The organism is Planococcus sp. APC 3906 (assembly GCF_030407685.1).
GTDB classification, from domain to species: Bacteria; Bacillota; Bacilli; order Bacillales_A; family Planococcaceae; genus Planococcus; species Planococcus koreensis.
On record NZ_JASDCW010000022.1, the window covers coordinates 1 to 23,841 of the forward strand.

21 protein-coding genes and 1 riboswitch are annotated in these 23,841 nt (G+C 47.0%); of the genes, 18 read left to right on the top strand and 3 right to left on the bottom strand.

Going from position 1 to position 23,841, the window contains the following annotated elements; genetic code table 11:
* Positions 1 to 79: 79 nt before the first annotated feature.
* Entirely contained in the window at positions 80 to 667 is a 588-nt protein-coding gene (locus tag QMA09_RS12585) for a PH domain-containing protein (RefSeq protein WP_290213337.1), read from the top strand.
* Between the two features lie 17 nt (positions 668 to 684).
* Positions 685 to 1,797, top strand: a complete 1,113-nt coding sequence (locus QMA09_RS12590) for an SPFH domain-containing protein (RefSeq protein WP_290213338.1) — start codon at positions 685 to 687, stop codon at positions 1,795 to 1,797.
* 191 nt (positions 1,798 to 1,988) lie between these two features.
* On the opposite strand, the gene QMA09_RS12595 is transcribed toward QMA09_RS12590, so the two are convergent.
* A complete protein-coding gene (locus QMA09_RS12595; RefSeq protein ID WP_290213339.1) occupies positions 1,989 to 3,233 on the bottom strand; it encodes a DUF4153 domain-containing protein in 1,245 nt (414 codons plus the stop codon).
* A gap of 433 nt (positions 3,234 to 3,666) precedes the next feature.
* Here QMA09_RS12595 and QMA09_RS12600 point away from each other — a divergent pair, with 433 nt between their 5' ends.
* The 5 genes from QMA09_RS12600 to QMA09_RS12620 all read left to right on the top strand — a co-directional run bounded on the left by QMA09_RS12600 (position 3,667) and on the right by QMA09_RS12620 (position 7,079).
* Complete coding sequence (locus tag QMA09_RS12600; protein ID WP_290213340.1) at positions 3,667 to 4,284, top strand: NAD(P)-dependent oxidoreductase; 618 nt, start codon at positions 3,667 to 3,669, stop codon at positions 4,282 to 4,284.
* Positions 4,285 to 4,452: 168 nt separating this feature from the next.
* Positions 4,453 to 4,590 (top strand): hypothetical protein, encoded by a 138-nt coding sequence (locus tag QMA09_RS12605; protein ID WP_290213341.1) that lies wholly within the window; start codon positions 4,453 to 4,455, stop codon positions 4,588 to 4,590.
* Between the two features lie 107 nt (positions 4,591 to 4,697).
* The gene (locus QMA09_RS12610; protein WP_290213343.1) at positions 4,698 to 5,189 is read left to right on the top strand and encodes a GNAT family N-acetyltransferase; all 492 of its coding nucleotides are present in this window, start codon (positions 4,698 to 4,700) and stop codon (positions 5,187 to 5,189) included.
* Positions 5,190 to 5,255: 66 nt separating this feature from the next.
* Positions 5,256 to 5,738: a nucleoside deaminase gene (locus QMA09_RS12615; RefSeq protein WP_290213344.1), complete on the top strand. Its 483-nt coding sequence runs from the start codon at positions 5,256 to 5,258 to the stop codon at positions 5,736 to 5,738.
* A gap of 147 nt (positions 5,739 to 5,885) precedes the next feature.
* Positions 5,886 to 7,079, top strand: coding sequence for a DUF4317 domain-containing protein (locus tag QMA09_RS12620; protein WP_290213345.1), 1,194 nt, complete (start codon positions 5,886 to 5,888; stop codon positions 7,077 to 7,079).
* 68 nt (positions 7,080 to 7,147) lie between these two features.
* Here the strand turns inward: QMA09_RS12620 and QMA09_RS12625 are convergent, their stop codons facing one another.
* Positions 7,148 to 8,116, bottom strand: a complete 969-nt coding sequence (locus tag QMA09_RS12625; protein ID WP_290213346.1) for a sugar phosphate isomerase/epimerase family protein — start codon at positions 8,114 to 8,116, stop codon at positions 7,148 to 7,150.
* Between the two features lie 199 nt (positions 8,117 to 8,315).
* Here QMA09_RS12625 and QMA09_RS12630 point away from each other — a divergent pair, with 199 nt between their 5' ends.
* The 6 genes from QMA09_RS12630 (at position 8,316) to katG (ending at position 16,942) form a co-directional block, all read left to right on the top strand.
* The gene (locus QMA09_RS12630; RefSeq protein WP_290213347.1) at positions 8,316 to 9,305 is read left to right on the top strand and encodes a LacI family DNA-binding transcriptional regulator; all 990 of its coding nucleotides are present in this window, start codon (positions 8,316 to 8,318) and stop codon (positions 9,303 to 9,305) included.
* 110 nt (positions 9,306 to 9,415) lie between these two features.
* Positions 9,416 to 10,399, top strand: coding sequence for a substrate-binding domain-containing protein (locus QMA09_RS12635; RefSeq protein WP_290213348.1), 984 nt, complete (start codon positions 9,416 to 9,418; stop codon positions 10,397 to 10,399).
* Positions 10,400 to 10,462: 63 nt separating this feature from the next.
* The gene (locus tag QMA09_RS12640) at positions 10,463 to 11,977 is read left to right on the top strand and encodes a sugar ABC transporter ATP-binding protein (RefSeq protein WP_290213349.1); all 1,515 of its coding nucleotides are present in this window, start codon (positions 10,463 to 10,465) and stop codon (positions 11,975 to 11,977) included.
* Positions 11,970 to 12,944, top strand: a complete 975-nt coding sequence (locus QMA09_RS12645) for an ABC transporter permease (protein ID WP_241666078.1) — start codon at positions 11,970 to 11,972, stop codon at positions 12,942 to 12,944. The genes QMA09_RS12640 and QMA09_RS12645 overlap by 8 nt, the downstream gene beginning before the upstream one ends.
* A gap of 11 nt (positions 12,945 to 12,955) precedes the next feature.
* A complete protein-coding gene (locus QMA09_RS12650; RefSeq protein WP_290213350.1) occupies positions 12,956 to 14,014 on the top strand; it encodes a Gfo/Idh/MocA family protein in 1,059 nt (352 codons plus the stop codon).
* Between the two features lie 675 nt (positions 14,015 to 14,689).
* A complete protein-coding gene (katG, locus tag QMA09_RS12655) occupies positions 14,690 to 16,942 on the top strand; it encodes a catalase/peroxidase HPI (RefSeq protein WP_290213351.1) in 2,253 nt (750 codons plus the stop codon).
* A 283-nt stretch (positions 16,943 to 17,225) separates the two neighbouring features.
* Here katG and QMA09_RS12660 read toward each other — a convergent pair whose 3' ends face one another.
* Entirely contained in the window at positions 17,226 to 18,161 is a 936-nt protein-coding gene (locus tag QMA09_RS12660) for an NADP-dependent oxidoreductase (RefSeq protein ID WP_290213352.1), read from the bottom strand.
* 301 nt (positions 18,162 to 18,462) lie between these two features.
* Positions 18,463 to 18,569, top strand: a riboswitch (SAM riboswitch).
* A gap of 114 nt (positions 18,570 to 18,683) precedes the next feature.
* On the opposite strand from QMA09_RS12660, the gene QMA09_RS12665 reads away from it, so the two are divergent.
* The 5 genes from QMA09_RS12665 to QMA09_RS12685 all read left to right on the top strand — a co-directional run bounded on the left by QMA09_RS12665 (position 18,684) and on the right by QMA09_RS12685 (position 23,761).
* Positions 18,684 to 19,493, top strand: a complete 810-nt coding sequence (locus tag QMA09_RS12665; RefSeq protein ID WP_290213353.1) for a transporter substrate-binding domain-containing protein — start codon at positions 18,684 to 18,686, stop codon at positions 19,491 to 19,493.
* Positions 19,494 to 19,514: 21 nt separating this feature from the next.
* On the top strand, positions 19,515 to 20,237 hold the full coding sequence (locus QMA09_RS12670) for an amino acid ABC transporter permease (RefSeq protein WP_290213354.1): 723 nt from the start codon (positions 19,515 to 19,517) through the stop codon (positions 20,235 to 20,237).
* Positions 20,234 to 20,974, top strand: a complete 741-nt coding sequence (locus QMA09_RS12675) for an amino acid ABC transporter ATP-binding protein (RefSeq protein ID WP_290213355.1) — start codon at positions 20,234 to 20,236, stop codon at positions 20,972 to 20,974. Before QMA09_RS12670 ends, QMA09_RS12675 begins: the two co-directional genes overlap by 4 nt.
* A 40-nt stretch (positions 20,975 to 21,014) precedes the next feature.
* Positions 21,015 to 21,953, top strand: coding sequence for a homocysteine S-methyltransferase (gene mmuM / locus QMA09_RS12680; RefSeq protein WP_290213356.1), 939 nt, complete (start codon positions 21,015 to 21,017; stop codon positions 21,951 to 21,953).
* 263 nt (positions 21,954 to 22,216) lie between these two features.
* Positions 22,217 to 23,761, top strand: coding sequence for a malate:quinone oxidoreductase (locus tag QMA09_RS12685; RefSeq protein ID WP_290213357.1), 1,545 nt, complete (start codon positions 22,217 to 22,219; stop codon positions 23,759 to 23,761).
* Positions 23,762 to 23,841: the final 80 nt, after the last annotated feature.

The window sequence follows — 23,841 nt, forward strand, 5'->3', positions numbered from 1 at the left end:
GAAATTGAACTAGATTGATGCAACTTAAAGTAACTATTTTCAATTAGTAATATAAAGCTGAAAGATTAGAGGTTATGCTATGGTAAAAGTTAATTTAATGCCGAATGAATCAATCATCCTTAAGAGTAAGAATGTAATGCATGGGGGATTAATGGCGAATTATACGGACGAACTTATTCTTACAAATCAAAATATTATACATGTTAAAAAAGGAGTGTTTGGAAATACAAAGAATGTAAAAAAATACCCTTTAAATCAAATCAAAATTTTTAATGGGAAATCTCAGGCCATTTTAGGAAAACAGCGGAATGGTAGTCCACAACTTGAAATTTATTTCCTAAATGGACATGAATTTTTTGGATTTCAGTCTTTGATCAAAAAAGAGGTTGTTCAATGGATAAATGCCATAAGTAAGTTAGTAACGGGACATGAGTCAACCACTGTTCCCTCCGGTTTTGCACTTCTAGGAACCGAGTATTTTTCAGAAACAATTAAAGGAACTGTTGATATTTTTAAAGATACTTTTGGTATTCAATCTAAAAAAATAGATAATAGTGTTTCATCCGAAATGGTAAGTAAAAAATGTATCTCTTGTTCTGCACCTCTTACTGGAAAAAAACTACAAATAATGCATTGCAAGTACTGTGACACAGATCAAGTATTATAAGAGGGAGGTACATTTATATGGGAATTACAACCGCATTTACTGGAGCTATTGTCGGCACTTTCGCGGATCAATGGAAAGATATTATTACTGCCGGAGTATTTGATGAACGCACAGCTATGGCCCCTGGCGTTCGGAAGTCCACAAATAACGGACGTGGGACAAATATGGATGGATCGAGTGTTATTATTTCTAATGGCTCAAAAATCTATGTGCCCGAGAAGACTGCTGCATTTATTTTTAGCGAGTCCGGAATTGAAGACATTATTACAGAAGCGGGCGGATATGAATATCAAAATGGGAAGAGCAGTATATTTAACGGTGACAGTATTGAACAATCGATCTTTAAACAAGTTAAAGATCGTATAGGATATGGTGGTCTTTCTACAGATGAGAAACAAATCACATTTATAAATCTGCGCGAAATCAGAGATATTAAGTTTGGAACCCGCGGAGCCCAAGTCTATAATGACATGTATTACGGAACAGACCTCGAAATATTTGCATATGGGTCGTTTACAATTCAAATTAAAGATGTAGTTAAATTCATAAGAAACTTTGTGCCAGCGAATGTTACGTATTACTCTTTTGATGACATCCAAGTAAGGTCACAAATTCTGTCTGATTTCCTGCAATCATTCACAGTAGTCATAAACTCGCTTTCGAGCACATATAGAATTTCTCAGCTTCCGTCGCAGGGAAATGCTATTTCAAATATGATTACTCATGATTCTGATAATGCGGGTACGTGGGGAGAGCGCTTTGGATTTGAAATCGTTAAGGTTTCCATTGAAAATATCGAACTTACAGATGAGTCAAGAGAACTTGTGAAGCAATATTCTTCTCACAGGATGAATATTAAGGCTTATGACGATGTTTCTCAAAAGGCTTCCAATATTGCGGCACAACAGAAAATTGCACAAGGTATTCAAAACTACGGTCTTGGTGATGCAGGTGGTATGATTTTCGGAATGAACATGGCCCAAGGATTAGGCACTAATGCAGAGCTGAAGAAAACGATGTCCTTTGATGAGCAGATTGAAACGCTTAGGAAATTGAAAGACCTTATGGACGCAGGAATCCTAACGGAAGAAGAGTTTAATACAAAAAAGAAAGAGATTATGGGACTATAATTTACAGCAAAACTTTTTAAAAAAATTGAAAAGATAAAAATAACCCCAAAAAATTCAGTAAAATTAAAAAGATTTTTATAAAAAAAAAGCCAAGAACACCAAGCAAGAGAGAAAACTTGCCTGGCATTCTTGGCTTTTACAGATTCAGAATGAAAAGAAAAAATCCTATTTTATAAACAAAGCTTTTCTAATTAAAAAATTATCGGAAAAGTAAAGATAACGATAGCTGCCCAAATTCCGTAGACCGGCAAATATTTCGTAACGGCATCTTGGATGGTGGAAGGGCCGGTTTTATTTCGCAGAAAACGCAGATAGGAAAGCATGATCCAAATTAAATTGGCCCAAACCAGGATGTTTACGCCTAAAACCGCAAGGCGGTTGGGCGTAATGCCATAAGAAGTCAGCCTGAACATGATGGCGGATAAAGCGACACTGTCGATGATAAGCGCCAGCCCAATCAAGGCAAAATTTACATAATCAGAGATGCTCTTTTTCTCGTCTGAGCCACTTTCGGTGATGGAAAATATGGTGACGGCCAGCACGCCAAGAAGGATGCCATTGAAGATTAGCAGGAAATCACGGTCCAAGAATGGATTTTTCCCCAGCCAAATAATTGCGATGAGATAAGCTATTAATGTTACCAGGACGAGCGGGCTGAAAATCTTCGCTATATACGGGGCAACATTTTTAGCGAGTTTCAGGTTCCGTGAAACCACGTATGCTGTCACGACAGCGAGGGCAGCAGCTCCAAATAAAACGATATTGCTGAAATAGAAGTCTTCGATATTTAATCCGATAAAGCTGAACAGCTGCATGGTAACTGCCGCCAGCAGCATGCCGCTGATTGCCAAACTGGCGTAGAGCATAGCGAAATTCAAATTGAATTTGAGATACGCTAATCGGGTGCTGTCATTGCCGAATTTATTCCCTGCGAATGCAAGGCCAACCAATACCCATAGGAATATCGGGAGATGCAAGTAAGCAAGAATGATGCTGTCTGTATATTCCAAGGGCAGCAGATTGAGATAAACTCCCGAGATTAAGAACAGCAGCACAAGAAAGTACAGAACGCTTTTTTTCGGTGGATTTTTATAAACAAAATAAGCGGCAATAAAGGGAAGCACGCCGAAAGCCAGGTTAATGGGGGCGATTGCCTGCAGTTCGACAAAATGGAAGATGATCCGGGTGCTGATGCCGGCCAGAATTGCTAACATGCCCATGAATAAGAATTCCTTTTGAAGAAAGAAATCTTTTTCTGTAGTTGCCGCTTCCTTAAAATGCAAGCGTTCATGCCAAACGGCAAGAACTGGGGAATCAGGATTTTGTTCGAAAGCCTCTGCAAAATCTTTTTTAAAGTCTTTTGGATCTTCCCTGAACAATCTTTCCAGCTCGGTGGGATCTGAGATATTTTCAATGACCTTATTGTTATTCTCCACAATTTTTCCCTCCTCTACTAATTGTTGTCTCAATTTCCGCTGTCCTTTATGATGTTTATGAATCGAACTAGATTATTTTGACTGTCTCCTTAACTTTTGCCTCTCCATATTTTCAATTTAGTATATTGAGTTTTATGAAAAGCAACCCACATCGGTATTATTAAGTTGATTTTAACAGATTATTTATTGATTAACAATAAATATGTGTTTATTATCATGATATTTTTGTTGTTAAAAAATTAATTTTTAAAAATCTTCCTCTAGTAAGAAGTGCTCTAAAACCTTAAAGGCTCAAAGAGAATTTACAGTCGTAATGGGATTCTGGGTAAAGATTTTAGGATTGAATCTGGCACGCGTATCAAGTGGAGGAAAATGCAAGTGAAGTGAAAATCGTCTTTTCTAAAATAAAAATGAGAAGGAAAGGTGAAGCAGCATGAAAATTATTGTTTTTGGTGCAACCGGCGGTGTAGGCCAATCAGTTGTGAAACAGGCAGTAGAAAACGGTTTTGAGGTCACGGCGTTCGTCCGGAATCCTGCAAAGCTGGAAGTTACACACGCGAATGTGAATGTCATACAGGGCGATGCTCTAAATTCCGCTGAAGTCTCAGCGGCCATCGCCGGACATAAGGCTGTCATATCCTGTTTAGGTTTGGACCAAGGGATGAAGAAATCAACGGAACTCAGCGACATGGCGAAAAACATTGTTGCAGGCATGCAGGAGCATGACGTGAATCGGATTGTCTATACTGCTTCTGCGGGCGTTCATAATGAATTGACAGGTGTAAGCGGGAAACTGATGATGGGAGTACTGAAGAATGCCTTAACCGATCACCGGGCTGCTGTTGATCATATTAAGGCACATGGATTGACCTATACGATTGTGCGGCCGATGGGCTTGACTAACGTGCCTTTTACAGGCGAGTACAGAGAAACTGAATCGGGTGTGCCGGAGAAATCCAAGACTATTCCTCGTGCGGATGTTGCACATTTTATTTTAAAAGCATTGAACAATGCACAATATGAAGACAAATCTATTGGAATTGCGACTTGAACCGCTGCAAAATTCTGCGTAAGATCTCGCTGATTTTCAGTTAGTTGAAATCACGCCCCAGTGCAGAATACAATTCAAAACATGCAGCAAACCTACATGAGGAATCCGTTAAAACCAAGAATTGGGTGGATTCCTTTTGCATGATTATCGGAGTTAGGAAATAACCATATGGAGCGCATTGATATCGGCTATGAAAAAAACGATTTCGATTGGTTCATTTATGATGTTCCACTTTTAAGGAAAATGGAACATCACACAGCAACTTCGGGAGAGAAACTTCAATACCAGCCTGATAAATTGGCTTAACAATCCAAAGATGCCATTACATCAATAAATACTGTTCAAAAGGAACTTCAGACGATAAAGAGAGCTCAATAATCATTGGTGAATGAAGAGAGAGGGTGAAAGAGTCCATGATAAACGATGAAATGAAAGTAATCTTCGAATCCGAAAGATGCTACACAAGACGGTTTGCCGAAAGCGATCTGAATGATTTTGTCTCATACCGCAACGATCCGGAATGGATGAAATTTCAATTCTTTAAAGGGTTATCGCGGGAGGAATACAAAGAAATTCTATTGAAGAGAGCGACCCTGGACAGCGGCGCGCAGTTTGCGATCATCAGGAAAGATGATGAAATTCTCATCGGGGATGTTTTCATTAAAAAGGAAGCTGACACTTTCTGGATTGGCTATACCGTCAGCCCGTCCTTTAAAAGACAGGGTTATGCCTATGAAATAACCCTGGCAATGATCCACTGGATACAGCAGCAAGGCGAATTTAAGATTATGGCCGGAGCGGCGCCGGAAAATATGGCGTCGGTTCAGCTGCTGGAGAAATTGGGGTTTGCGAAGGTGGATGAGGAAAACGGGGAATCCATTTTTTTATTGCATCAACGGGCATAAGGCTCCTTACACAGGACTCCATTGAACAACAAAAATCCAATGATAACTTTTAAGGAGGGCTTAAAAATGATCGGAGAAACGGATTTAAAGTATTTACAGCGTTGTGTGGAATTGGCGGAAATCGCTTTGGACAAAGGCGACGAGCCATTCGGGTCCGTGCTGGTATCAGCTGCCGGCAAAGTGCTGTTTGAAGACCATAACCACGTGGCGGGAGGCGACCATACGCAGCATCCCGAGTTTGCGATTGCGCGCTGGGCAGCAAATAACCTGTCACCGGAAGAGAGAAGCAAGGCGACGGTTTATACATCGGGCGAGCATTGCCCGATGTGTGCGGCGGCGCATGGCTGGGTTGGTCTTGGCCGGATTGTCTACGCCAGTTCGTCGGAGCAGTTGTCGGGATGGATGAGAGAATTGGGCGCACCGCCTGCGCGAGTCCGCAGCCTCGCCATTCGGGATGTCATCGTGGATGCAGAAGTGGCTGGCCCCGTGCCGGAACTGGCGGAGCAAGTGCATGAGCTCCATCGGCGCTTGCACGCGGCAAAGCATTAAACGGGCCATTTCATTGTTTTCGGTATCGTGATGTCTGTTTCATCCGAAATCTTGTTATACTAAAAGGGCACCAAAAGCTTAATACAGCTTTGGATGGTCTTTTTTTTGTGTGCACCACGGATTTTAATCAGGGAGTTGGAATTATAAATGAACAATAAAGATATTGCAGATATTCGCAAACGATTTAAGCTGGATACGGATTTATTGAAAATCGCTGAAATTTACAACGTCTACATCCAGCAGGAAAGCAGTGAAATCTTCCATGAAGAGGGCCGCTCGTTTTCGATGCTGGACCGAGAGCAGCAGGAGCTGTTCCTTGCCAATTTCAAGAAGGTGCTGGGCGGCAAAATGGACGTGAAGCTGTTTGAGGTGAAGTTCCAGCCGCAGGAAGAAGGGCAGGCGGACCATACGCAGCGGCTCCTATACGAAGGACTGGAGGCAGAGGACGCAGCTGAATGGAAAACGAATATGCAGCGCATTGCCTTGAAAATGGTGGAAGAGAAACCGTATGAAAAAGACATGGTCATCACGTTCATTCGGGGGACTTATTTTAAAACGACCAAGCGCCAGGCCGATGAAACAGAAATCGATATGCGCGATGAGGTGTACACGACGCCGTTCATCCTTTGCAGCATGAACGAGACCGAGCTGCCGAAAAGTTCGTTGGTGTTTGATTTTGTGGAAAAAGAATTCAAGTCGAATGTGCTGGTCGACCCGGTCATTAAACTGGCTTCGCCTGTCGGGGGCTTCCTGTTCCCGAGCTTCACGGACAACGCCGCGGATATCCATCACATCGTCTACGCTTCCGGCAAAGCGAATAAACCGGATTTTCAATTTATCGAGAACGTCTTGAACGGCAATGAAATCATGACGGCCGAGGAAGACAAGGCGGTGTTTGAGGAAATCGTCAAAGCCGTCATCGGCGACGAAGTGAATTCGCGGACGCTCGCCGGACTTTATGATGAAATCAACATCATGCTGGAAGTGGAAAAAGAAGCGGAGAAAGAAGATGTGGAAACGCCGGTTTTGGATACGGTGGAAGTGACGCGTGTGCTGAAGGCGAGCGGCGTGAAAGACGTCAGCATCGAAAAAGTGGAGCGGGCGTTCCAGCAGGTCGTTGAAGACCGGAGCTACGAAATGAAAGCGAGCCATGTCGTACCAAGCTATGCCTCGAAATCCATCAAAATCAGCACGAAAGTCGCGGAAATCAAGATCAGCCCGCAAGACTTACGTTACGTCAAAGAAGTCAATTACAACGGCAAGCGCTGCATTTTGATCGAAGTGGAAGAAGACACGATGATTGAAGGATTTAAGCTGCTTGCAGAAGAAGAGCTGGAATAGCAAAAAGAAATAAACCTCATTTAGCCCTGTTGCAGGGAGCTGAATGAGGTTTTTTGTTGAAGATGGAATCACGTCCACCACATCTCACCAACCGATTCCTTCACCATCACCGGCTTCAAATTCTCCACCGCTTTGGTGAAGCCTTCGTTGATCGACATCAACCCGTCTTCGTGCTCGATGCTGACAACGTAATCGTAGCCGTAGAGGCGCAGTGTGCTGATGATGTCGGCCCAGTTTTTTTGGTCATGGCCGAATCCGACCGTCCGGAAATACCAAGCGCGGTCTTTCATCTCGGAATAATCGGTCATGTCGGTCAAGCCGTTTCGGTTCGTATTGGCCTGGTCGATAATGGTGTCTTTGGCGTGGAAATGGTGGATCGCGTTTTCACGGCCGAGTATTTTGATGGCTTCCACCGGATCGATGCCTTGCCACCACATATGGCTCGGGTCCAGATTGGCCCCGATAAATGGGCCGCATGCTTCGCGCAGCCGCAGCATCGTCGCCGGGGTGTGGACGGAAAAACCGCCATGCAGCTCCAAGCCGATTTTCACATTGAGCGATTCAGCCAAGCTGTTTTTATCTTTCCAGTAAGGAATCAGCTTTTCTTCCCATTGCCATTTGAGGACTTCTTGGAAATCATGCGGCCACGCGGCGACGGGCCAATTCGGATAAAGCGCGTGCTCGTGGTCGCCCGGACAGCCGGAAAAGGTGTTGACGACCGGCACGTTCAGTTTCGAGGCCAATTGCATCGTCTTGATAAGCAATTCATCCGCCGGACCCGCAATTTGTTTTTGCGGATGAAGCGGATTGGCATGGCAGCTGAGCGCGCTGATGATCAAGCCGGCATCTTCAATTTGCTGCAGGAACACTTGCTGCTTTTCTTCGTCAGCCAGCAATTCGTCCAATTTGCAATGGGCGTCGCCCGGATAGCCGCCAGTGCCCAGTTCTATTGCTTCGATGCCTTTTGACGAGACATAGGCCAGCATGTCTTCAAAATTTCGATCGGAAAACAATACGGTAAAAACTCCAAGTTTCAATAAATTCCCTCCCATCTCGATTTCTGAATATACTGTCATGTAAACCATTACATTATTAACATATAGAAATAATGCGTTAAAATCAACGTATTTTGAATAAAAAAATACTTATTGACAGATAATTCTGATTAATTTATGATGAAAATGTAATCGATTACATTTCGAAACGAGCGTGTCGAGTCAGAAAGAAGGAAAGAATATGGCAAATATCCAACAAGTGGCTAAGCATGCAGGGGTTTCGGTGGCAACCGTGTCCCGGGTGCTCAATGGCCAAACAACAGTAACGGCAAAAACCAAGCAGAAAGTGGAGGAGGCGATCCAATACTTAAATTACGAACCGAGCATGCTGGGGCGGAATCTGCGGAATTCCGAAAGCCGCATTGTGCTGGTTTTGATCCCGACTATTTCCAATCCGTTTTATTTTGAAATCATCAAAGGGATTGAAAATATGGCGCTGAGCCAGAATTACAGCATATTACTGTGCGAAACGGATTCGAAGCCGGAAAAAGAGGAAATCTATTTCGACTTGCTGCGGAAAAAGATGGCGGATGGAATTATTTCGATGGATCCCGCTGTCAACGTCGAGACCTTGAAGGAACTGGCTGAAAACTACGCCATCATCCAGTGCAGCGAATACGGCGGCGGCATGGATATTCCTTACGTCACGATCGACAGCGAAGAGGCTTCTTACCGGGCCGTTAAGCACTTGATCCAAATCGGGCATCAGAAAATCGCGTTGATGAATTCCGACGAGAAATTCCTCTACGCCCGCGAGCGGCGCATGGGATATGAACGCGCACTCCAGGAAAGCGGCATTCAGCTGAATAAAAACTATATCTCGTATACACAGGAATTGGGCTTTGAACAAGGACAATTGGCGATGAAAAAAATTCTCCATTTGGACGACCGCCCGACAGCGGTGTTTGCAGTCTCGGATTTATTGGCAATCGGGGCTTTGAAAGAAATCAAAGCAGCGGGGCTCCAGGTGCCGCAGGATATTGCCGTAGTCGGGTTCGATAAAATCGATTTCTCCAATATGACGAACCCGGCACTGACGACAGTCGCCCAGCCGATGTACAAGATGGGGACCATCGCTGCGCGGATGCTGATCGACAAGATCCGCGGAAAAGCCGTGGACAGCGTCGTCTTGGGCTTTGAATTGGTCATACGGGAATCGACTACCGGATAAGGCGGCTGAGGCCGGCGCGCTCTGATCAAACGGATTGATGATAGAGCGCTGGTCTTAGCGAAGAAAAAGATTGTGTGCAGGGATTTTAAAAACTTGAAGGGGTGGATAAAGTGAAGAAATTATGGCTCATTCTATTGTCTTTAATTACAATTTTCGGTTTGGCAGCGTGCGGCAGCGACACGGAAAGCGGCGGCGAGACCGGGTCAACGGATGAAGGCGGAGACGAAAAAGTGACGATCGGCATCTCCCTTCCTTCGGCAACGCATGGCTGGATGGGGGCGTTGATCGACAGCGCTGAAAAACAGGCGATGGCTTTAAAAGAAAGCGATGGCATTGAATACGTCATGACCAATGCGGCAGACCCGAACAAACAAGCAAACGATGTCGATGATTTAATCGCGCAGGGCGTTGATGTCATTGTCATGCTGCCGATTGAATCTGCAGCTTTGACGCCGGTCGGCCAAAAGATAAAAGATGCCGGCATTCCGCTCGTCATCGTGGACCGGGAACTTGAAAACGATGCGGCCACGGTCGTCGTCAAAGGGGACAACGAAGGAATCGGCGTCAATGCCGGCAAATACTTCGTGGAGCAATTGAACGGCGAAGGCAAAATCGTTGAAATCACCGGTCCCCCAAGTTCGGTGACCGAACAGCGCGGCGCTGGCTTTAAAGAAGCTGTTGAAGGGGCACCGGGGATGGAAATCATAGCCTCCCAAAGCGGCGACTTTTCAACTGAGAAGTCATTGGAAGTCATGCAGAACATTTTGCAGGCAAACCCTGAAATCGATGCCGTCTTCACGCAAGATGATGGCATGGCATTAGGTGTCTTGCAGGCCATCAAAGAAGCGGGCCGCACGGATATCCAGTTTGTCACAGGTGCAGGCGGAGCCAAAGGTGTCTTTGAAGATATTCAAAACGACGGGCTGATGAAAGCGACGTTCCTTTACTCACCGACAATGGTGGAAGATGCGGTGACCATCGCGGCAGGCATCGCCCAAGGAGAAGATCCGGCTGAAGCGATGGTTGTAAAAGAAGCGACGCAAGTGACAAAAGAAAATGTCGAAGAATATTACGATCCGGAATCTAAATTTTAAACGGACTGCCAGGAAATGCGATGGTTCCATTGCATTTCCTCTTTTCCTATAGGGGGGTAAGACATGGCAATGCATCCTTTTGTGGCAATGAACGGAATTGAAAAATCTTTCAACGGCGTACCGGTTTTGAAAAAGGTGACGCTGGAAGTGGAACGGGGCGAAATCCATGCGCTGCTTGGCGAAAACGGGGCCGGAAAATCGACGCTGATGAATATTTTGGGCGGCATCCACCAGCCGGACAACGGACAGATTTTGATCGGCGGCGAGGAAATCAAACTGGCGAATCCGCACGTTTCGCAAGCGCAAGGCATCAGCTTTATCCATCAGGAACTGAATATGGTCGGCGACCTGAGAGTCTATGAAAACATGTTTCTAGGTTCAGAAATTCGCACCAGATTCGGGTTTTTGAACGTGGAAGAGATGTGCCGCCAAACCCACGAAATTTTGGCGCAGCTGGGTGTTTCCATCGATCCGAAAGAATATGTGCGCAACCTGGCGACCTCTTACAAGCAATTGATCGAGATTTCAAAAGCCTTGCTGCATAAATCGCAGTTGATCATCATGGATGAACCGACAACGTCGCTTGCAGAACATGAAGTGAGCCGCCTTTTTATCTTGATGAAAAACTTGAAAAAGTCCGGCGTTTCCATCATCTACATTTCCCATAAATTAAAGGAAATCCAGGAAGTCTGTGACCGCTACACCGTTTTACGGGATGGCCAGTTGGTGAAGACGGATGTCATGCAAAATGAGAACCTGGAAGTGATCACCAAGTTGATGGTCGGGAAATCCATTTCACAGGATCGGTACGTGCATGAGCACGAGTTTGGCGAACTGGCATTGGAAGTGCAGGGATTAACGAGCACGGGTTTATTCAAAAACATCGATTTTACCGTCCGGCAAGGCGAAATCGTGGGCTTTACCGGGCTTGCGGGCGATGGGCGGACAGAGCTTTTCGAGAGTTTGTTCGGCTACCGGAAAAAATACACGGGCACCGTGAAAGTGAAAGGCAAGTCTGTCCACATCACGCATCCGCGAAAAGCGCTGCGAGCGGGTATGGGCTATGTGCCGAAAGACCGCAAAGAAAATGCCATCATCAAAGACCTCAGTGTGATCCACAATATGAGTTTGTCGTCGATGGGGAATTTCGAGCGCATGGGGTTTATCCAAGACAAAAAAGAGCAGGAGCAATTCAATACGTATAAAAAAGCATTGAACATCAAAGTGCATAATCCGCGCATCACCATCGATAAATTAAGCGGCGGAAACCAGCAGAAAGTCATCATCGCGAAATGGCTCGAAGCGGAAACGGACATCCTGATTTTCGACAACCCGACGCAAGGAATCGATGTCGGCGCGAAACAGGAGATTTACCAGCAGATCTTGACGCTCGCGAAGCTCGGCAAAGCCATCATTATCCTGTCATCGGAAGCCCCGGAAGTGATGCGGATCTGTCATAGCATCCACGTCATGTACCATGGCGAAATCACGGCTCGCTTCACTGGCGACGAAGCGAGCGAAGAGGAAATCATGCATTACGCCACTGGAGCGAAAAGGGAGGGAGAGAAAATTGGCTAATATCGACACAAAAGAATACAGCCCGGAATCGCCGAGCGTGAAAAGCCGGCTGACGTGGCTCTGGTCGGAATACAGTGTCATCATCGCATTCGTCATTATTTACATCGGCGCTTCCGCGATGAACCCCCGATTTCTCGATATCAATAACCAATTGAACATCTTGATGCAGGTTTCGATCATCGGCATCATCGCACTCGGCATGACGGTCGTCATGCTGTCTGGTGGCATCGATTTATCGGTTGGCTCTGTCTTGGCGCTTGCCGGCGTGATTTCCGTGTTGGCATTGAATGCATCCGGCAGCATTTTAGTGGGCGTTTTCACAGCGCTCTTGGTCGGTTCATTCGCCGGATTCCTGAATGGCCTGATGGTCGCAAAAGGGCGAATCGCCTCGTTTATCGCCACGCTCGGGATGATGGCAGGCGCGCGGTCCATCGCGCTTTACATCGCCGAAGGAGGCAGCGTCTCCGGTGAAGTCAGCGGCTTTACGGCAATCGCCAATAATAATTTATGGATTTTCGATTTTCCGGTCATCATTTTCTTCGTGATGGCGGTGCTGATTTATGTCTTGATGCACAAAACCCGCTTCGGCAGGTACGTCTATGCCTTGGGGTCGAATGAAAAAGCGGCGATGCTGTCAGCAATCCGCGTGGACCGCATCAAAATCGGCGTGTATACATTGATCGGCACGCTCGTCGGCATCGCGGCGGTCATTGAAACGTCGCGCCTGAATTCGATTTCGTCTTCCAGTTCGGGATCGCAATACGAACTCGACGCCATTGCGGCCGTCATCATCGGCGGCACGCGCATGACCGGCGGACGCGGAAAAATCATCGGCACGATTTTCGGCATCCTGATTTTGGGTATCCTGAATAATATGATGAACCTGATGAACGTTTCGCCCCATCTCCAAGGATTCGTCAAAGGCTTGATCATTATCATTGCAGTCGTGTTCCAAAAAAGAGAGTAGGAGGAAATCCGATGGGCATCAAAGTAGGCATTATCGGGTGCGGGTCCATCACCAAAATGCGACACGCACCGGAATATTCAGCAAATCCATATGTCGATGAAATCGTCTTTTACGACCGCAACCTCGACCGTTCTGAAGCGATGGCGGCGATGTTCGGCGGCATGGTCGCAGAAAGCGTCGAGGAATTGTACGCCGATCCCGACATCGTCGCCATCAGCGATTGTTCGTCGAATGAGCATCACCATGTATTCTCCACCCAGGCATTATTGAGCGGAAAGCACGTGCTGTGCGAAAAACCAATTTCCCTGACGGTCGAATACGCCCAAGAAATTCTGGCCGCCCAGAAAACTTCCGGCAAAAAACTTATGGTCGACCACAACCAGCGTTTTACTCGTGCACACCAAAAAGCACGCGAAATCATTGCCAGCGGCGAGCTCGGCAAGGTGCTGACGTTCCGCACCGCATTCGGGCATTCAGGGCCGGAAGCCTGGGGCATCAATAAAACCAAATCCACCTGGTTCTTCAAGAAAGAACGGTCCGGATTCGGCGTCGGCGGCGACCTCGGAATCCACAAAATCGATTTGCTGCATTATTTGCTCGACGACCAAATCGTCCAAGTCAGCGCGTTCCAAGGCGCGCTGCACAAAGAGGACGAGAACGGCGAAGCAATCGAAGTCTGCGACAATCTCGTGTGCAGTTTGGTAACCGAAAAAGGGCGCCTTGGAAATGCCGCCTTCTCCTGGACGTATTACGGAGAAGAAGACAATAGCACCGTCGTCTATTGCGAAAAAGGCATCATGAAAATCTACCACGACGACGAATACCAGCTTCAAGTCATCATGCAATCCGGCGAAAAAATCAATTACCAGCTGGAAGCGATCCAAACCAACGACAACCAGACAAAAAGCGGCGTCATTGACGCGTTCATCGACGCCATCCGCTTGGATCAGGAGCCGATTGTCACAGGCGAAGACGCACTCCGCTCGCTGAAAGTCGTGTTAGGCATCATGGAAGCCGCCGAAACCAAACGCGTCGTCACAATCGAAACAGAATCTCTACTTTATAAATGAATAAAACCCCTGGCTGCCCGCTTTTTCTTAAAGCGGACAGCCGCTTTTTTGTAGAGGAGGTCTTTTGATTTTTAGATTTCTTTTAAGATACTCCGCAAAACTGCCTAGCTTGCGACGAAGTGCGCAGCATTGCAACGCACTTCAATATCTCGAAGCTGTAGCGATGCAGAGACAGGAGCCGTAAGGTTTTATCGGCAGTTTTACTCTGTATCTACAAAATAGCAGATCCAGGTTAGTTTATTTATTTCTAAAAAAGCTTATCCAGCGGAGGCGCGGCCAAGGACTGGACAAGGAAATGGCCAAATGGAATTTGGGTCATTTCCTTTGCTTCGAAGCTAGCGCAGCGATGCAACGCACTTTCATGTCCCGAAGCTAGCGAAGCGTTGCAGGGACAGAAGCAGAAAGTTCTTAATGAGACGGGTGTTCTTCCCGGCTCATTATGTGAGCCATGCCCAGAGCGTCTTGAGCGACTTTCTATACGCAACCTCCATAGTTTTTTCATTAATCTCAAAAAAGAAAAAATCCTTTCTCACATTTGCAACCTTATTGCTGTTCAGTCTATATCTACTTTAGTATAATTCTAATGTAAGAATTATAATCTGCCGTAGCAGTACCCAGCAGTAATGTTAAGGATAGAAGTTCACCATTTTCATTATCATTAGGAGGGTTTAACAGATGGAAAACAACGATCAAAAGCGTCACACAGCTGCATCCGATGCACAATGTCCGATCACGGGCGCAGGAGGCGGACAGCCAACCGACCAAACAGGCGGGCACAGAGACAGTGCCATTACAACTTCGAACAAACCAGGCAAAACCCAAAATAAAGACTGGTGGCCGAATATGCTCAACGTGGGCATTCTGCATCAGCACGATAAAAAATCGAATCCGCTAGGTGAAGAGTTTGATTACAAAGCGGAATTCGAGAAATTGGATTACGATGCATTGAAGCAAGATCTTCACGCTTTGATGACCGACAGCCAAGACTGGTGGCCGGCAGATTACGGCCATTACGGCGGCTTGTTCATCCGTATGTCATGGCATGCTGCAGGAACGTATCGGAACACGGACGGCCGCGGAGGCGGTTCGACCGGAAACCAGCGTTTTGCACCGCTTAACAGCTGGCCGGATAACGTAAACTTGGACAAAGCGCGCCGTTTGCTGTGGCCGATCAAGCAAAAATACGGAAACAAAATTTCCTGGGCTGATTTACTTGTCTTGACGGGCAACGTGGCACTGGAATCAATGGGCTTCAAAACCTTCGGATTCGCTGCAGGCCGTGAAGACATTTGGGCACCGGAAGAAGACGTATATTGGGGCAATGAAAAAGAATGGTTAGCGGATAATCGTTATTCCGGGGACCGCGAATTGGAAAACCCGTTGGCAGCCGTACAAATGGGCTTGATTTACGTCAATCCGGAAGGTCCGAACGGCAAGCCGGATCCTCTTGGAAGTGCAGTCGATATCCGCGAGACATTCGCGCGCATGGGGATGAATGACGAAGAGACGGTTGCGTTGATCGCAGGCGGACATACTTTCGGCAAAGCCCACGGCGCTGGAGATCCTTCCAACGTAAGTGACGATCCGGAAGCAGCAGTTATCGAAAACCAAGGATTGGGCTGGAAGAGCTCGTACGGTTCAGGAAAAGGCCGCGATACGATTTCAAGCGGTATCGAAGGTGCATGGACGGCCAACCCAACGCAATGGGATAACGGCTATTACGAGCAATTATTCGGCTACGAGTGGGAATTGACGAAATCTCCTGCAGGCGCTTACCAATGGACGGCAAAAGATCTGCCGGAAGACCATATGGCACCGGATGCAGAAGATTCGTCGATCAAAGTAAAAACGATGATGACAACGGCTGATATGGCGTTGCGCATGGATCCTGCTTATGAAAAAATTTCCCGCCGTTATTATGAAAACATGGAAGAGTTCCAAGATGCCTTTGCCCGCGCGTGGTTCAAGCTTCTCCACCGTGACATGGGACCAAAAGAGCGTTACTGGGGACCAGAAGTTCCAACAGAAGAATTGATCTGGCAAGATCCAGTACCGGAAGCACCAGGCACTTTAAAAGACAAGGAATTGGATGAGCTGAAAGTGAAGATCCTTGAAAGCGGACTGAACCCGCAGCAATTGGTCAAAACAGCTTGGGCTTCTGCCAGCACATTCCGTAATTCAGACAAGCGCGGCGGTGCCAACGGAGCACGCATCCGATTTGCTCCTCAACGCGAATGGGAAGTAAATGAGCCAGAAGAATTAGCGAAAGTTCTTGCCTTCTACGAGCAGCTGCAAGCAGAAACCGGCAACAAAATCAGCATCGCTGACTTGATCGTGCTCGGAGGAAACGCTGCGATTGAACAAGCGATAAAAGCAGCTGGCTTCGATCTTGCCGTTCCTTTCACGCAAGGCCGTGGAGATGCACTCGAAGAACAAACTGATGCAGAAAGCTTCAAAGTGCTGGAGCCGATTTCAGACGGTTTCAGAAATTACCAGAAGAAAGAATACGCAACAAGCCCAGAAGAAATGCTGCTTGATAAAGCGAGCTTGCTTGGCTTAACAGCTCCGGAAATGACTGTATTAGTCGGCGGCATGCGCGCATTCGGCGCCAATTACCAAGGAGCTACTGAAGGAATCTTGACCGACAAACTCGGCGTGCTGACAAACGATTTCTTCGTTAACTTATTGGATATGAACATCGAATGGACACCAGCAGAGTTCAATAAATACGAAGGCAGATACCGCGGTACGGAAGAAGTTGTCCGCACTGCAACACGTTTTGACTTGGTATTCGGCTCGAACGCAATCCTGCGTGCCATTGCTGAAGTATACGCACAAGACGACAGCAAAGAAAAATTCGTTCGCGATTTCATCAAAGCTTGGAACAAAGTGATGAACGCAGACCGTTTTGATCTTGTAAACAAATAAGCAAAAATCCTGGCCAGGAGCAACACGCTGGCCAGGATTTTTTAATAGTACGGGGATATTACATACTCCATATAGCAATAAGCAAATCGCAAAAAAGGCCGGGCCATTTTGTTTTTTAGCTGATTACAAGGTGTCATGAGATATTCAGAAAAATAATCAGAACAGAAAAAAGAGACAGAAGACAGCCTTTACTGCCATTCTGTCTCCTATCGATTTAAAAGAGAATTTTCAGTGCCTTTTGTGGAGAAGGGCACTGTTTTTTATATTTTGCAAAACAAAGGCGTTATTTAACTTTAATAACGATTTTTCCGCGAGCATGATGAGTTTCACTTAACGCATGTGCAGCTTGAAGTGATTTTTCATTAAAATCAAAAGTTTCGCCAATCACTGCTTTTAATTTCCCGGCCTCATACAAATCAGCTAGCTTCTGCAATTGTTCACCTTTTGGATCAAGCCATAAGAAACCTGCTTCAACTTCATACTTTTGCGCCTCTTCTTCATTTGGCGGTGCAGCAATCGAAACCAATTTGCCTTTTGGTTTTAGAACTTTATAGCTGTTAGACTGAACTTCTCCGCCCATTGAATCCAAAACAAAATCATAATCATGCAGAATTTGGCTGAAATCTTCCGTTTTGTAATTAATCACTTGGTCTGCACCCAAGGATTTCACAAACTCTTCATTTTCTTCGCTTGCTGTCGTTGTGACATAAGCACCGAGTGATTTAGCGATCTGAATCGCAAAGGTTCCAACTCCGCCAGCTCCTGCATGAATAAGAACCTTGTCATCTTTCTTTACGCCTGCAAAGTCTACCAGGCATTGCCACGCAGTGAGCCCTGCCAGGGGAATAGCCGCAGCTTCCTCGAAACTCATTGAAGCGGGCATTTTAGCGAGCAAGTTTTCATCCACTGGTGCATATTCAGCGTAAGTGCCCTGTCTTGTTGTGGCTGGCCGTGTAAAGACGCGCTCACCTACTTCAAAGTTTCTTACGTTGCTTCCTTTTTTCACAATAATTCCTGCAGCATCCCAACCGAGGATAATCGGAAATTCAAATGGCAGCATATCGGTTAAATACCCTGCACGAACTTTCCAATCGATCGGGTTAATGGAGGTTGCATGAATCTCCACTAACACTTGATCTTCGTGAATTGAAGGTTGGTCTACTTCTCTTTCTTGTAACACATCTTTATCTCCATATTGGTCAATGACAATTGCTTTCAAGTGATGACCTCCCTGTATTTTAGCTGGAACAGTTCCTGATCTGTTTTCCCATGAAAAAGCAGGTTAACAGAAATGTTTGGCTCCAGCTGATTAGTAGAAGAGTAACAAAAATAGAAAAGCGCCGTCAATATTCCTGATTCCTGCGCGCCATTAAAGAGGGAGAGGCCTTTCAAAATATGATTATGAATCAAAAACCTTAAATTTCCATGGGAAAATCAGTGTAAATTCAAAATAAATGAAAAATGTGTTTGACAGGAGAGCCAATGTCAAATACTATCGTTAATATGTAAAAAAATTAAATAACTTATCAAGAGAGACTGAGGGACAGGCCCTGTGAAGTCCAGCAACCATCATGTTTATGAGAGGTGCTAATTCCTGCAGGGTGTTTTTCATTCTGAGAGATAAGAAATTGGTCGAGCCTCTTTCCTATTTGAAAGAGGCTTTTTTGCATCTAAAAACAGGGAGATCACACGCACGTTCCGCAAGAATAATAACAATAAGACAGAGAAAAGGGGCTTGAACATGAAAAGAAATCATTATTTATTCGTATCATTGTTTTTATTAGCAGCAGGCACACTCGGCGGCTGTTCGTCAAAGGAAGCGACAAGCGCAACGGGCGACCAAGTGATTTTGGTAGGGACGCAGAATGATTACCCGCCATTCGCCTTTGCGGACGACAACAATGAGTTGACCGGCTACGACATCGAAGTGGTCAAAGCGATTGATGAACAATTGGACGGCTACGCATTCGAGTTTGTCGCCGTGCCGTGGGACAGCATGTTTCTTGCTTTGGAGTCCAATAAAATCCAGGCAATCGCCGACCAGGTAGCTAAGACGCCTGAACGCCAGGCAAAATACTTGTTCACCGATGAATCTTATTTTGCCGCTGAAACGGTCATTGCCGTGAAATCGGGAAGAGAAGACATCCAAACGATCGAAGATCTGGAAGGCAAGGCGGTCGGCGCATTAGCGGGCGATTCGTATACGCTTTTGCTGGAGGAATACAACGAAACGGCGAAAACCCCGATCGACTTGAAATACAGTGAAAGCGGCAACCCTTCGGAAATTCTGCAGGATGTCCAAAATGGCCGTGTGGATGCTTATGTCAATGATCCGATTATGATCGATGCGGTGTTGGAAAAGAACGATTTGGGCGTCGAGATCGTGGGCCAGCCCTTGGTCAATGATGACATGGGCATTGTCTTGAAAAATGGCGAGCAGGGCGAAGAGTTGAAAGCATTGGTAGACCCGATCCTGGAACAGCTTAAACAGGACGGCACCTTAGCAGAACTATCGGAAAAATGGACTGGCGGAGAATATATTCCTGAATAGGTTCGTGGAAGGAAAGAGAAAATGGAGAATTTACTGGATCTGAATTTTTTAATCGAAAGTTTTCCTGCCATTGTTTCCCGGCTGCCCATTACGATCGGGATAGCGGTCGGCTCCTTGGTTTTGAGTTTGTTTATCGGCGTGTTTACAGCATTGATCAAAATATACAAAGTTCCGGTATTAAGCGTAATTTCATCGATATACGTTTCGTTTATCAGGGGAACGCCTTTGCTCGTTCAAATCTACCTCGTGTTTTACGGCATACCGAAAATCATTTACTTTTTGCAGATCGAATACGGCTGGCTGCAATCGGCAGACGTCAATAGCATAGCGCCTGAAGTCTATGCGCTGCTGGCATTTTCCGTCAACCTCGGTGCGTATTTATCCGAAACGATCCGGTCCGCCATCGAATCGGTGGACCGCGGACAATTTGAAGCCGCGAAAGCGATCGGCATGAGCCCGACGGCGATGATGCTGAAAATCATTTTCCCGCAGGCGTTGGCCGTCGCGATACCGAACCTCGGCAATATGTTCATCAGCACGATCAAGGACACGTCGCTTGTGTTCATCATCGGGGTCATCGACATTATGGGGCAAGCCAAAATTCTCGGTTCACGCGGCTTGGCATTTTTTGAAGTGTATATTGCGGTATCCATTGTTTACTGGATTCTTTGCATCATCGTGGAGCGGGTGCTCGTGAAAATAGAGAAGCGGGCGCGCAGATATGAAAGAGGGATTGCGGCATGATCAAGTTAGAAAACATCCACAAATACTACGGCAGCCAGCACGTCCTGAAAGGAATCGACCTCGAGGTCTCGAAAGGCGAGATTGTTTCGATTTTGGGGCCAAGCGGATCGGGGAAATCGACGCTGCTGCGCTGCATCAATTTCCTGGAACAGCCGACGAGCGGCATCGTGGAAATCGGCGGCAAAAGAGTAGACGTCGAATCCGCCAGCAAAGCAGATGTGTTCGCGCTGCGGACGTCGACCGGAATGGTCTTTCAACAATATAATTTATTTAAAAATTTGACCGTGCTGGACAATGTCATGATTGGGCTTACGAGCGTCAAGCAATTGAAAAAAGACGAAGCAAAAAAGAAGAGCCTGGACATCCTGGAGCGGGTCGGATTGACGAACCGGCTCAGCCATTACCCGGCACAATTATCCGGCGGCCAGCAGCAGCGGGTGGGGATTGCCCGCGCGCTTGCGCTGAATCCCGAAGTTCTATTGTTCGATGAACCGACATCTTCACTTGATCCGGAGCTGGTTGATGAAGTGTTGGCCACGATCAGAGGCGTAGCAGCGACCGGGAAGACGATGTTCATCGTGACCCATGAGCTCCAGTTCGCCCGTGAAATCTCGGACCGCGTCATTTTCATGGAAGACGGCGTGATTGTCGAAGAAGGAACGCCCGAACAGCTTTTCACGCAGCCGAAAGCGGAAAGAACAAAGCAGTTTTTAAGTAAAGCAAGCCGGAATAAATAAAAAGGATCAACGAGCTTGGATATGGGAAGGATGTTTTGGAATGAACCCAATCGAACAAATTTTGAAAAGCTTTCCTATCGTCATACTTGACGGGGCAATGGCGACGGAGCTTGAAAATTACGGCTGCAATTTAAACGACCGTTTATGGTCAGCGAAAGTGTTGATGGAAAATCCGGAATTGATCAAGAAAGTCCACCTCGATTATTTTCAAGCCGGCGCGGATTGCGCGATTACGGCGAGTTACCAGGCGACGATCGAAGGCTATAAAGAAAAAGGGCTGACGGCTGAAGAGGCGGCGGACTTGATCACAAAATCGGTGAGGCTGGCACAAGAAGCGCGCGATGAATTTTGGGCGGAGCTGGACGGCCAATCGTCCCGGCCGAAACCACTGGTGGCCGCATCCGTCGGCCCCTACGGTGCATTTCTTTCGGATGGCTCGGAATACCGCGGCGATTACGGCGTAGGCAAAGAGGAGCTGAAGGAATTTCACAGAAGCCGGATCGAGCTGCTGGTTGAAGCCGGCGCGGATATTTTAGCGTGCGAGACGATTCCTTCATTACTGGAGGCGCAAGCGATTGTAGAAGTGCTGACGGAATTTCCGGGCGTCTACGCGTGGATCTCTTTCAGCGCGAAAGACGTCCTCCACATCAGCAACGGGGAAACGGCTGCGGAATGCGCCAGATACCTGGATGGCCAGGAGCAGGTGGCGGCAATCGGCATCAATTGCACCGCGCCTCGGTTTGTCGAGTCGTTGATCAAGGAAATCGCACGCGAGACAGCGAAGCCGATCATCGTTTATCCGAATTCCGGGGAAGCCTACGATCCTGCGAGCAAGACGTGGGATGGAAAGGCGCTTGAACAGCGCTACAGCTCCCTTAGCCAAGTTTGGCATAGAGCGGGAGCAACTGTTATTGGCGGCTGTTGCAGGACCTCTCCGCAAGATATCGAAGGCATTGCGGCGTGGGTGCGCAATTCATAGGTTGAAAAAAGAAAAGGAAGGTTCTTAAGCGCCAGGTTATGTGCGTATAAGGACCTTTCTTTTATTGGATTTAACGGAGAGGCCGATAAAGCTTTCCGCTTTATAACGCGCTTTAAATAGTTTATAATTGGAAGTTGGTAGCAGATATTTAATGTAAATCGCCAATATGGATTATGATAAACTTATAAAAAAGGCAGAAGAGCTGTACAGCCCGGCAAGGCGTGCATCTTGATCTGCAAATATACGGGATAAGGAAGGGTATAATGAGCAACCGACATGAAAAAACAGATGTTATCTTAATTGGTGCGGGAGTCATGAGCGCAACTTTGGGCGCAATGCTTAAAGAAGTGGCACCGGAATGGGAAATCAAAGTGTTTGAGAAGCTCGAAAAAGCGGGGGCGGAAAGCTCCAACGAGTGGAATAATGCGGGTACGGGGCATGCGGCGCTGTGCGAGCTTAACTATACACCCGAAAAACCGGATGGCTCTGTGGAAATCAGCAAAGCGATCAAAATCAACGAGCAATTCCAGCTGTCGAGACAGTTCTGGTCCTATTTGGTAGAAAACAAGCGGATCAGCAACCCGCAGGACTTCATCATGCCGATTCCGCATATGAGCATGGTGCAGGGGGAAAAAGACGTGCGTTTCTTGGAGAAACGTTTTGAAGCGCTGTCTACGAACCCGCTGTTCAAAGGCATGGAATACTCAGCCGACCCTGAAAAACTGAAGCAATGGATTCCGTTGATCATGGAAGGCCGTACATCGAACGAACCGATTGCAGCAACCAAAATCGACTCCGGAACAGACGTCAATTTCGGCGCGCTGACGGAAATGCTGTTTGACCACTTGCAGCAGAAGAATGTCGAGATCAATTACAACCACAGCGTCAAAGACATCAAACGCACGAGCGAAGGCCTTTGGGAAGTCAAAGTCCAGAACCTCGCTGACAATAGAATCGAGTACCACACAGCGAAATTCATCTTTATCGGCGGCGGCGGCGGAAGCTTGCCATTGCTGCAAAAAACCGGAATTCCGGAATCCCGCCACATCGGCGGATTCCCGGTCAGCGGGCTGTTCCTGGTCTGCACGAACCCGGAAATCGTCGAACAGCACCACGCGAAAGTCTACGGCAAAGCGAAAGTCGGCGCACCGCCGATGTCCGTGCCGCATTTGGACACGCGCTTTATCGACAACAAGAAATCCTTGCTGTTCGGGCCATTTGCCGGCTTCTCGCCGAAGTTCCTGAAAACAGGTTCGAACATGGACTTGATCGGGTCGGTTAAACCGAACAACGTCTTCACGATGCTTGCAGCAGGGGCGAAGGAAATGTCATTGACGAAATACCTTGTCCAGCAAGTCATGCTGTCAAACGAAAAACGCGTCGAAGAACTGCGCGAATTCATCCCGACTGCGAAACTTGAAGACTGGGATGTCGTCGTGGCAGGCCAGCGCGTACAGGTCATCAAAGACACTGAAGCGGGCGGCAAAGGCACATTGCAATTCGGCACCGAGATCGTCAGTGCCGCTGACGGTTCGATCGCTGCATTGCTCGGCGCTTCTCCAGGCGCTTCGACGGCTGTCCACGCGATGCTTGAAATCTTCGACAAATGCTTCCCTGAACACAAGCAGGAATGGGAGCCGAAGATCAAAGAAATGATTCCTTCATACGGCACAGCGCTTGCTGAAAATCCGGCGCTGTTCGAAGAAATCCACGCGGCTACAGCGAAATCGCTGGGCTTGAACGAAACAAACGTGACTGCGTCTCCAGTTTCCGGCGCACAAGCGGCATTGGTCAACGAAAAAGCGTAAATGTTGCGGTAAACTCAGTACAACCCATAAAAGGCTGTTTGACCTCCAAACTCATGGAGGCCAAGCAGCCTTTTCGCTTC

What these genes read in the sequence shown, in the direction of transcription:
- QMA09_RS12585 (WP_290213337.1), top strand. Translation starts at nt 80, where the DNA reads ATGGTAAAAGTTAATTTAATGCCGAATGAATCAATCATCCTTAAGAGT.
- QMA09_RS12590 (WP_290213338.1), top strand. Translation starts at nt 685, where the DNA reads ATGGGAATTACAACCGCATTTACTGGAGCTATTGTCGGCACTTTCGCG.
- QMA09_RS12600 (WP_290213340.1), top strand. Translation starts at nt 3,667, where the DNA reads ATGAAAATTATTGTTTTTGGTGCAACCGGCGGTGTAGGCCAATCAGTT.
- QMA09_RS12605 (WP_290213341.1), top strand. Translation starts at nt 4,453, where the DNA reads ATGGAGCGCATTGATATCGGCTATGAAAAAAACGATTTCGATTGGTTC.
- QMA09_RS12610 (WP_290213343.1), top strand. Translation starts at nt 4,698, where the DNA reads ATGATAAACGATGAAATGAAAGTAATCTTCGAATCCGAAAGATGCTAC.
- QMA09_RS12615 (WP_290213344.1), top strand. Translation starts at nt 5,256, where the DNA reads ATGATCGGAGAAACGGATTTAAAGTATTTACAGCGTTGTGTGGAATTG.
- QMA09_RS12620 (WP_290213345.1), top strand. Translation starts at nt 5,886, where the DNA reads ATGAACAATAAAGATATTGCAGATATTCGCAAACGATTTAAGCTGGAT.
- QMA09_RS12630 (WP_290213347.1), top strand. Translation starts at nt 8,316, where the DNA reads ATGGCAAATATCCAACAAGTGGCTAAGCATGCAGGGGTTTCGGTGGCA.
- QMA09_RS12640 (WP_290213349.1), top strand. Translation starts at nt 10,463, where the DNA reads ATGGCAATGCATCCTTTTGTGGCAATGAACGGAATTGAAAAATCTTTC.
- QMA09_RS12650 (WP_290213350.1), top strand. Translation starts at nt 12,956, where the DNA reads ATGGGCATCAAAGTAGGCATTATCGGGTGCGGGTCCATCACCAAAATG.
- katG (WP_290213351.1), top strand. Translation starts at nt 14,690, where the DNA reads ATGGAAAACAACGATCAAAAGCGTCACACAGCTGCATCCGATGCACAA.
- QMA09_RS12665 (WP_290213353.1), top strand. Translation starts at nt 18,684, where the DNA reads ATGAAAAGAAATCATTATTTATTCGTATCATTGTTTTTATTAGCAGCA.
- QMA09_RS12670 (WP_290213354.1), top strand. Translation starts at nt 19,515, where the DNA reads ATGGAGAATTTACTGGATCTGAATTTTTTAATCGAAAGTTTTCCTGCC.
- QMA09_RS12675 (WP_290213355.1), top strand. Translation starts at nt 20,234, where the DNA reads ATGATCAAGTTAGAAAACATCCACAAATACTACGGCAGCCAGCACGTC.
- mmuM (WP_290213356.1), top strand. Translation starts at nt 21,015, where the DNA reads ATGAACCCAATCGAACAAATTTTGAAAAGCTTTCCTATCGTCATACTT.
- QMA09_RS12685 (WP_290213357.1), top strand. Translation starts at nt 22,217, where the DNA reads ATGAGCAACCGACATGAAAAAACAGATGTTATCTTAATTGGTGCGGGA.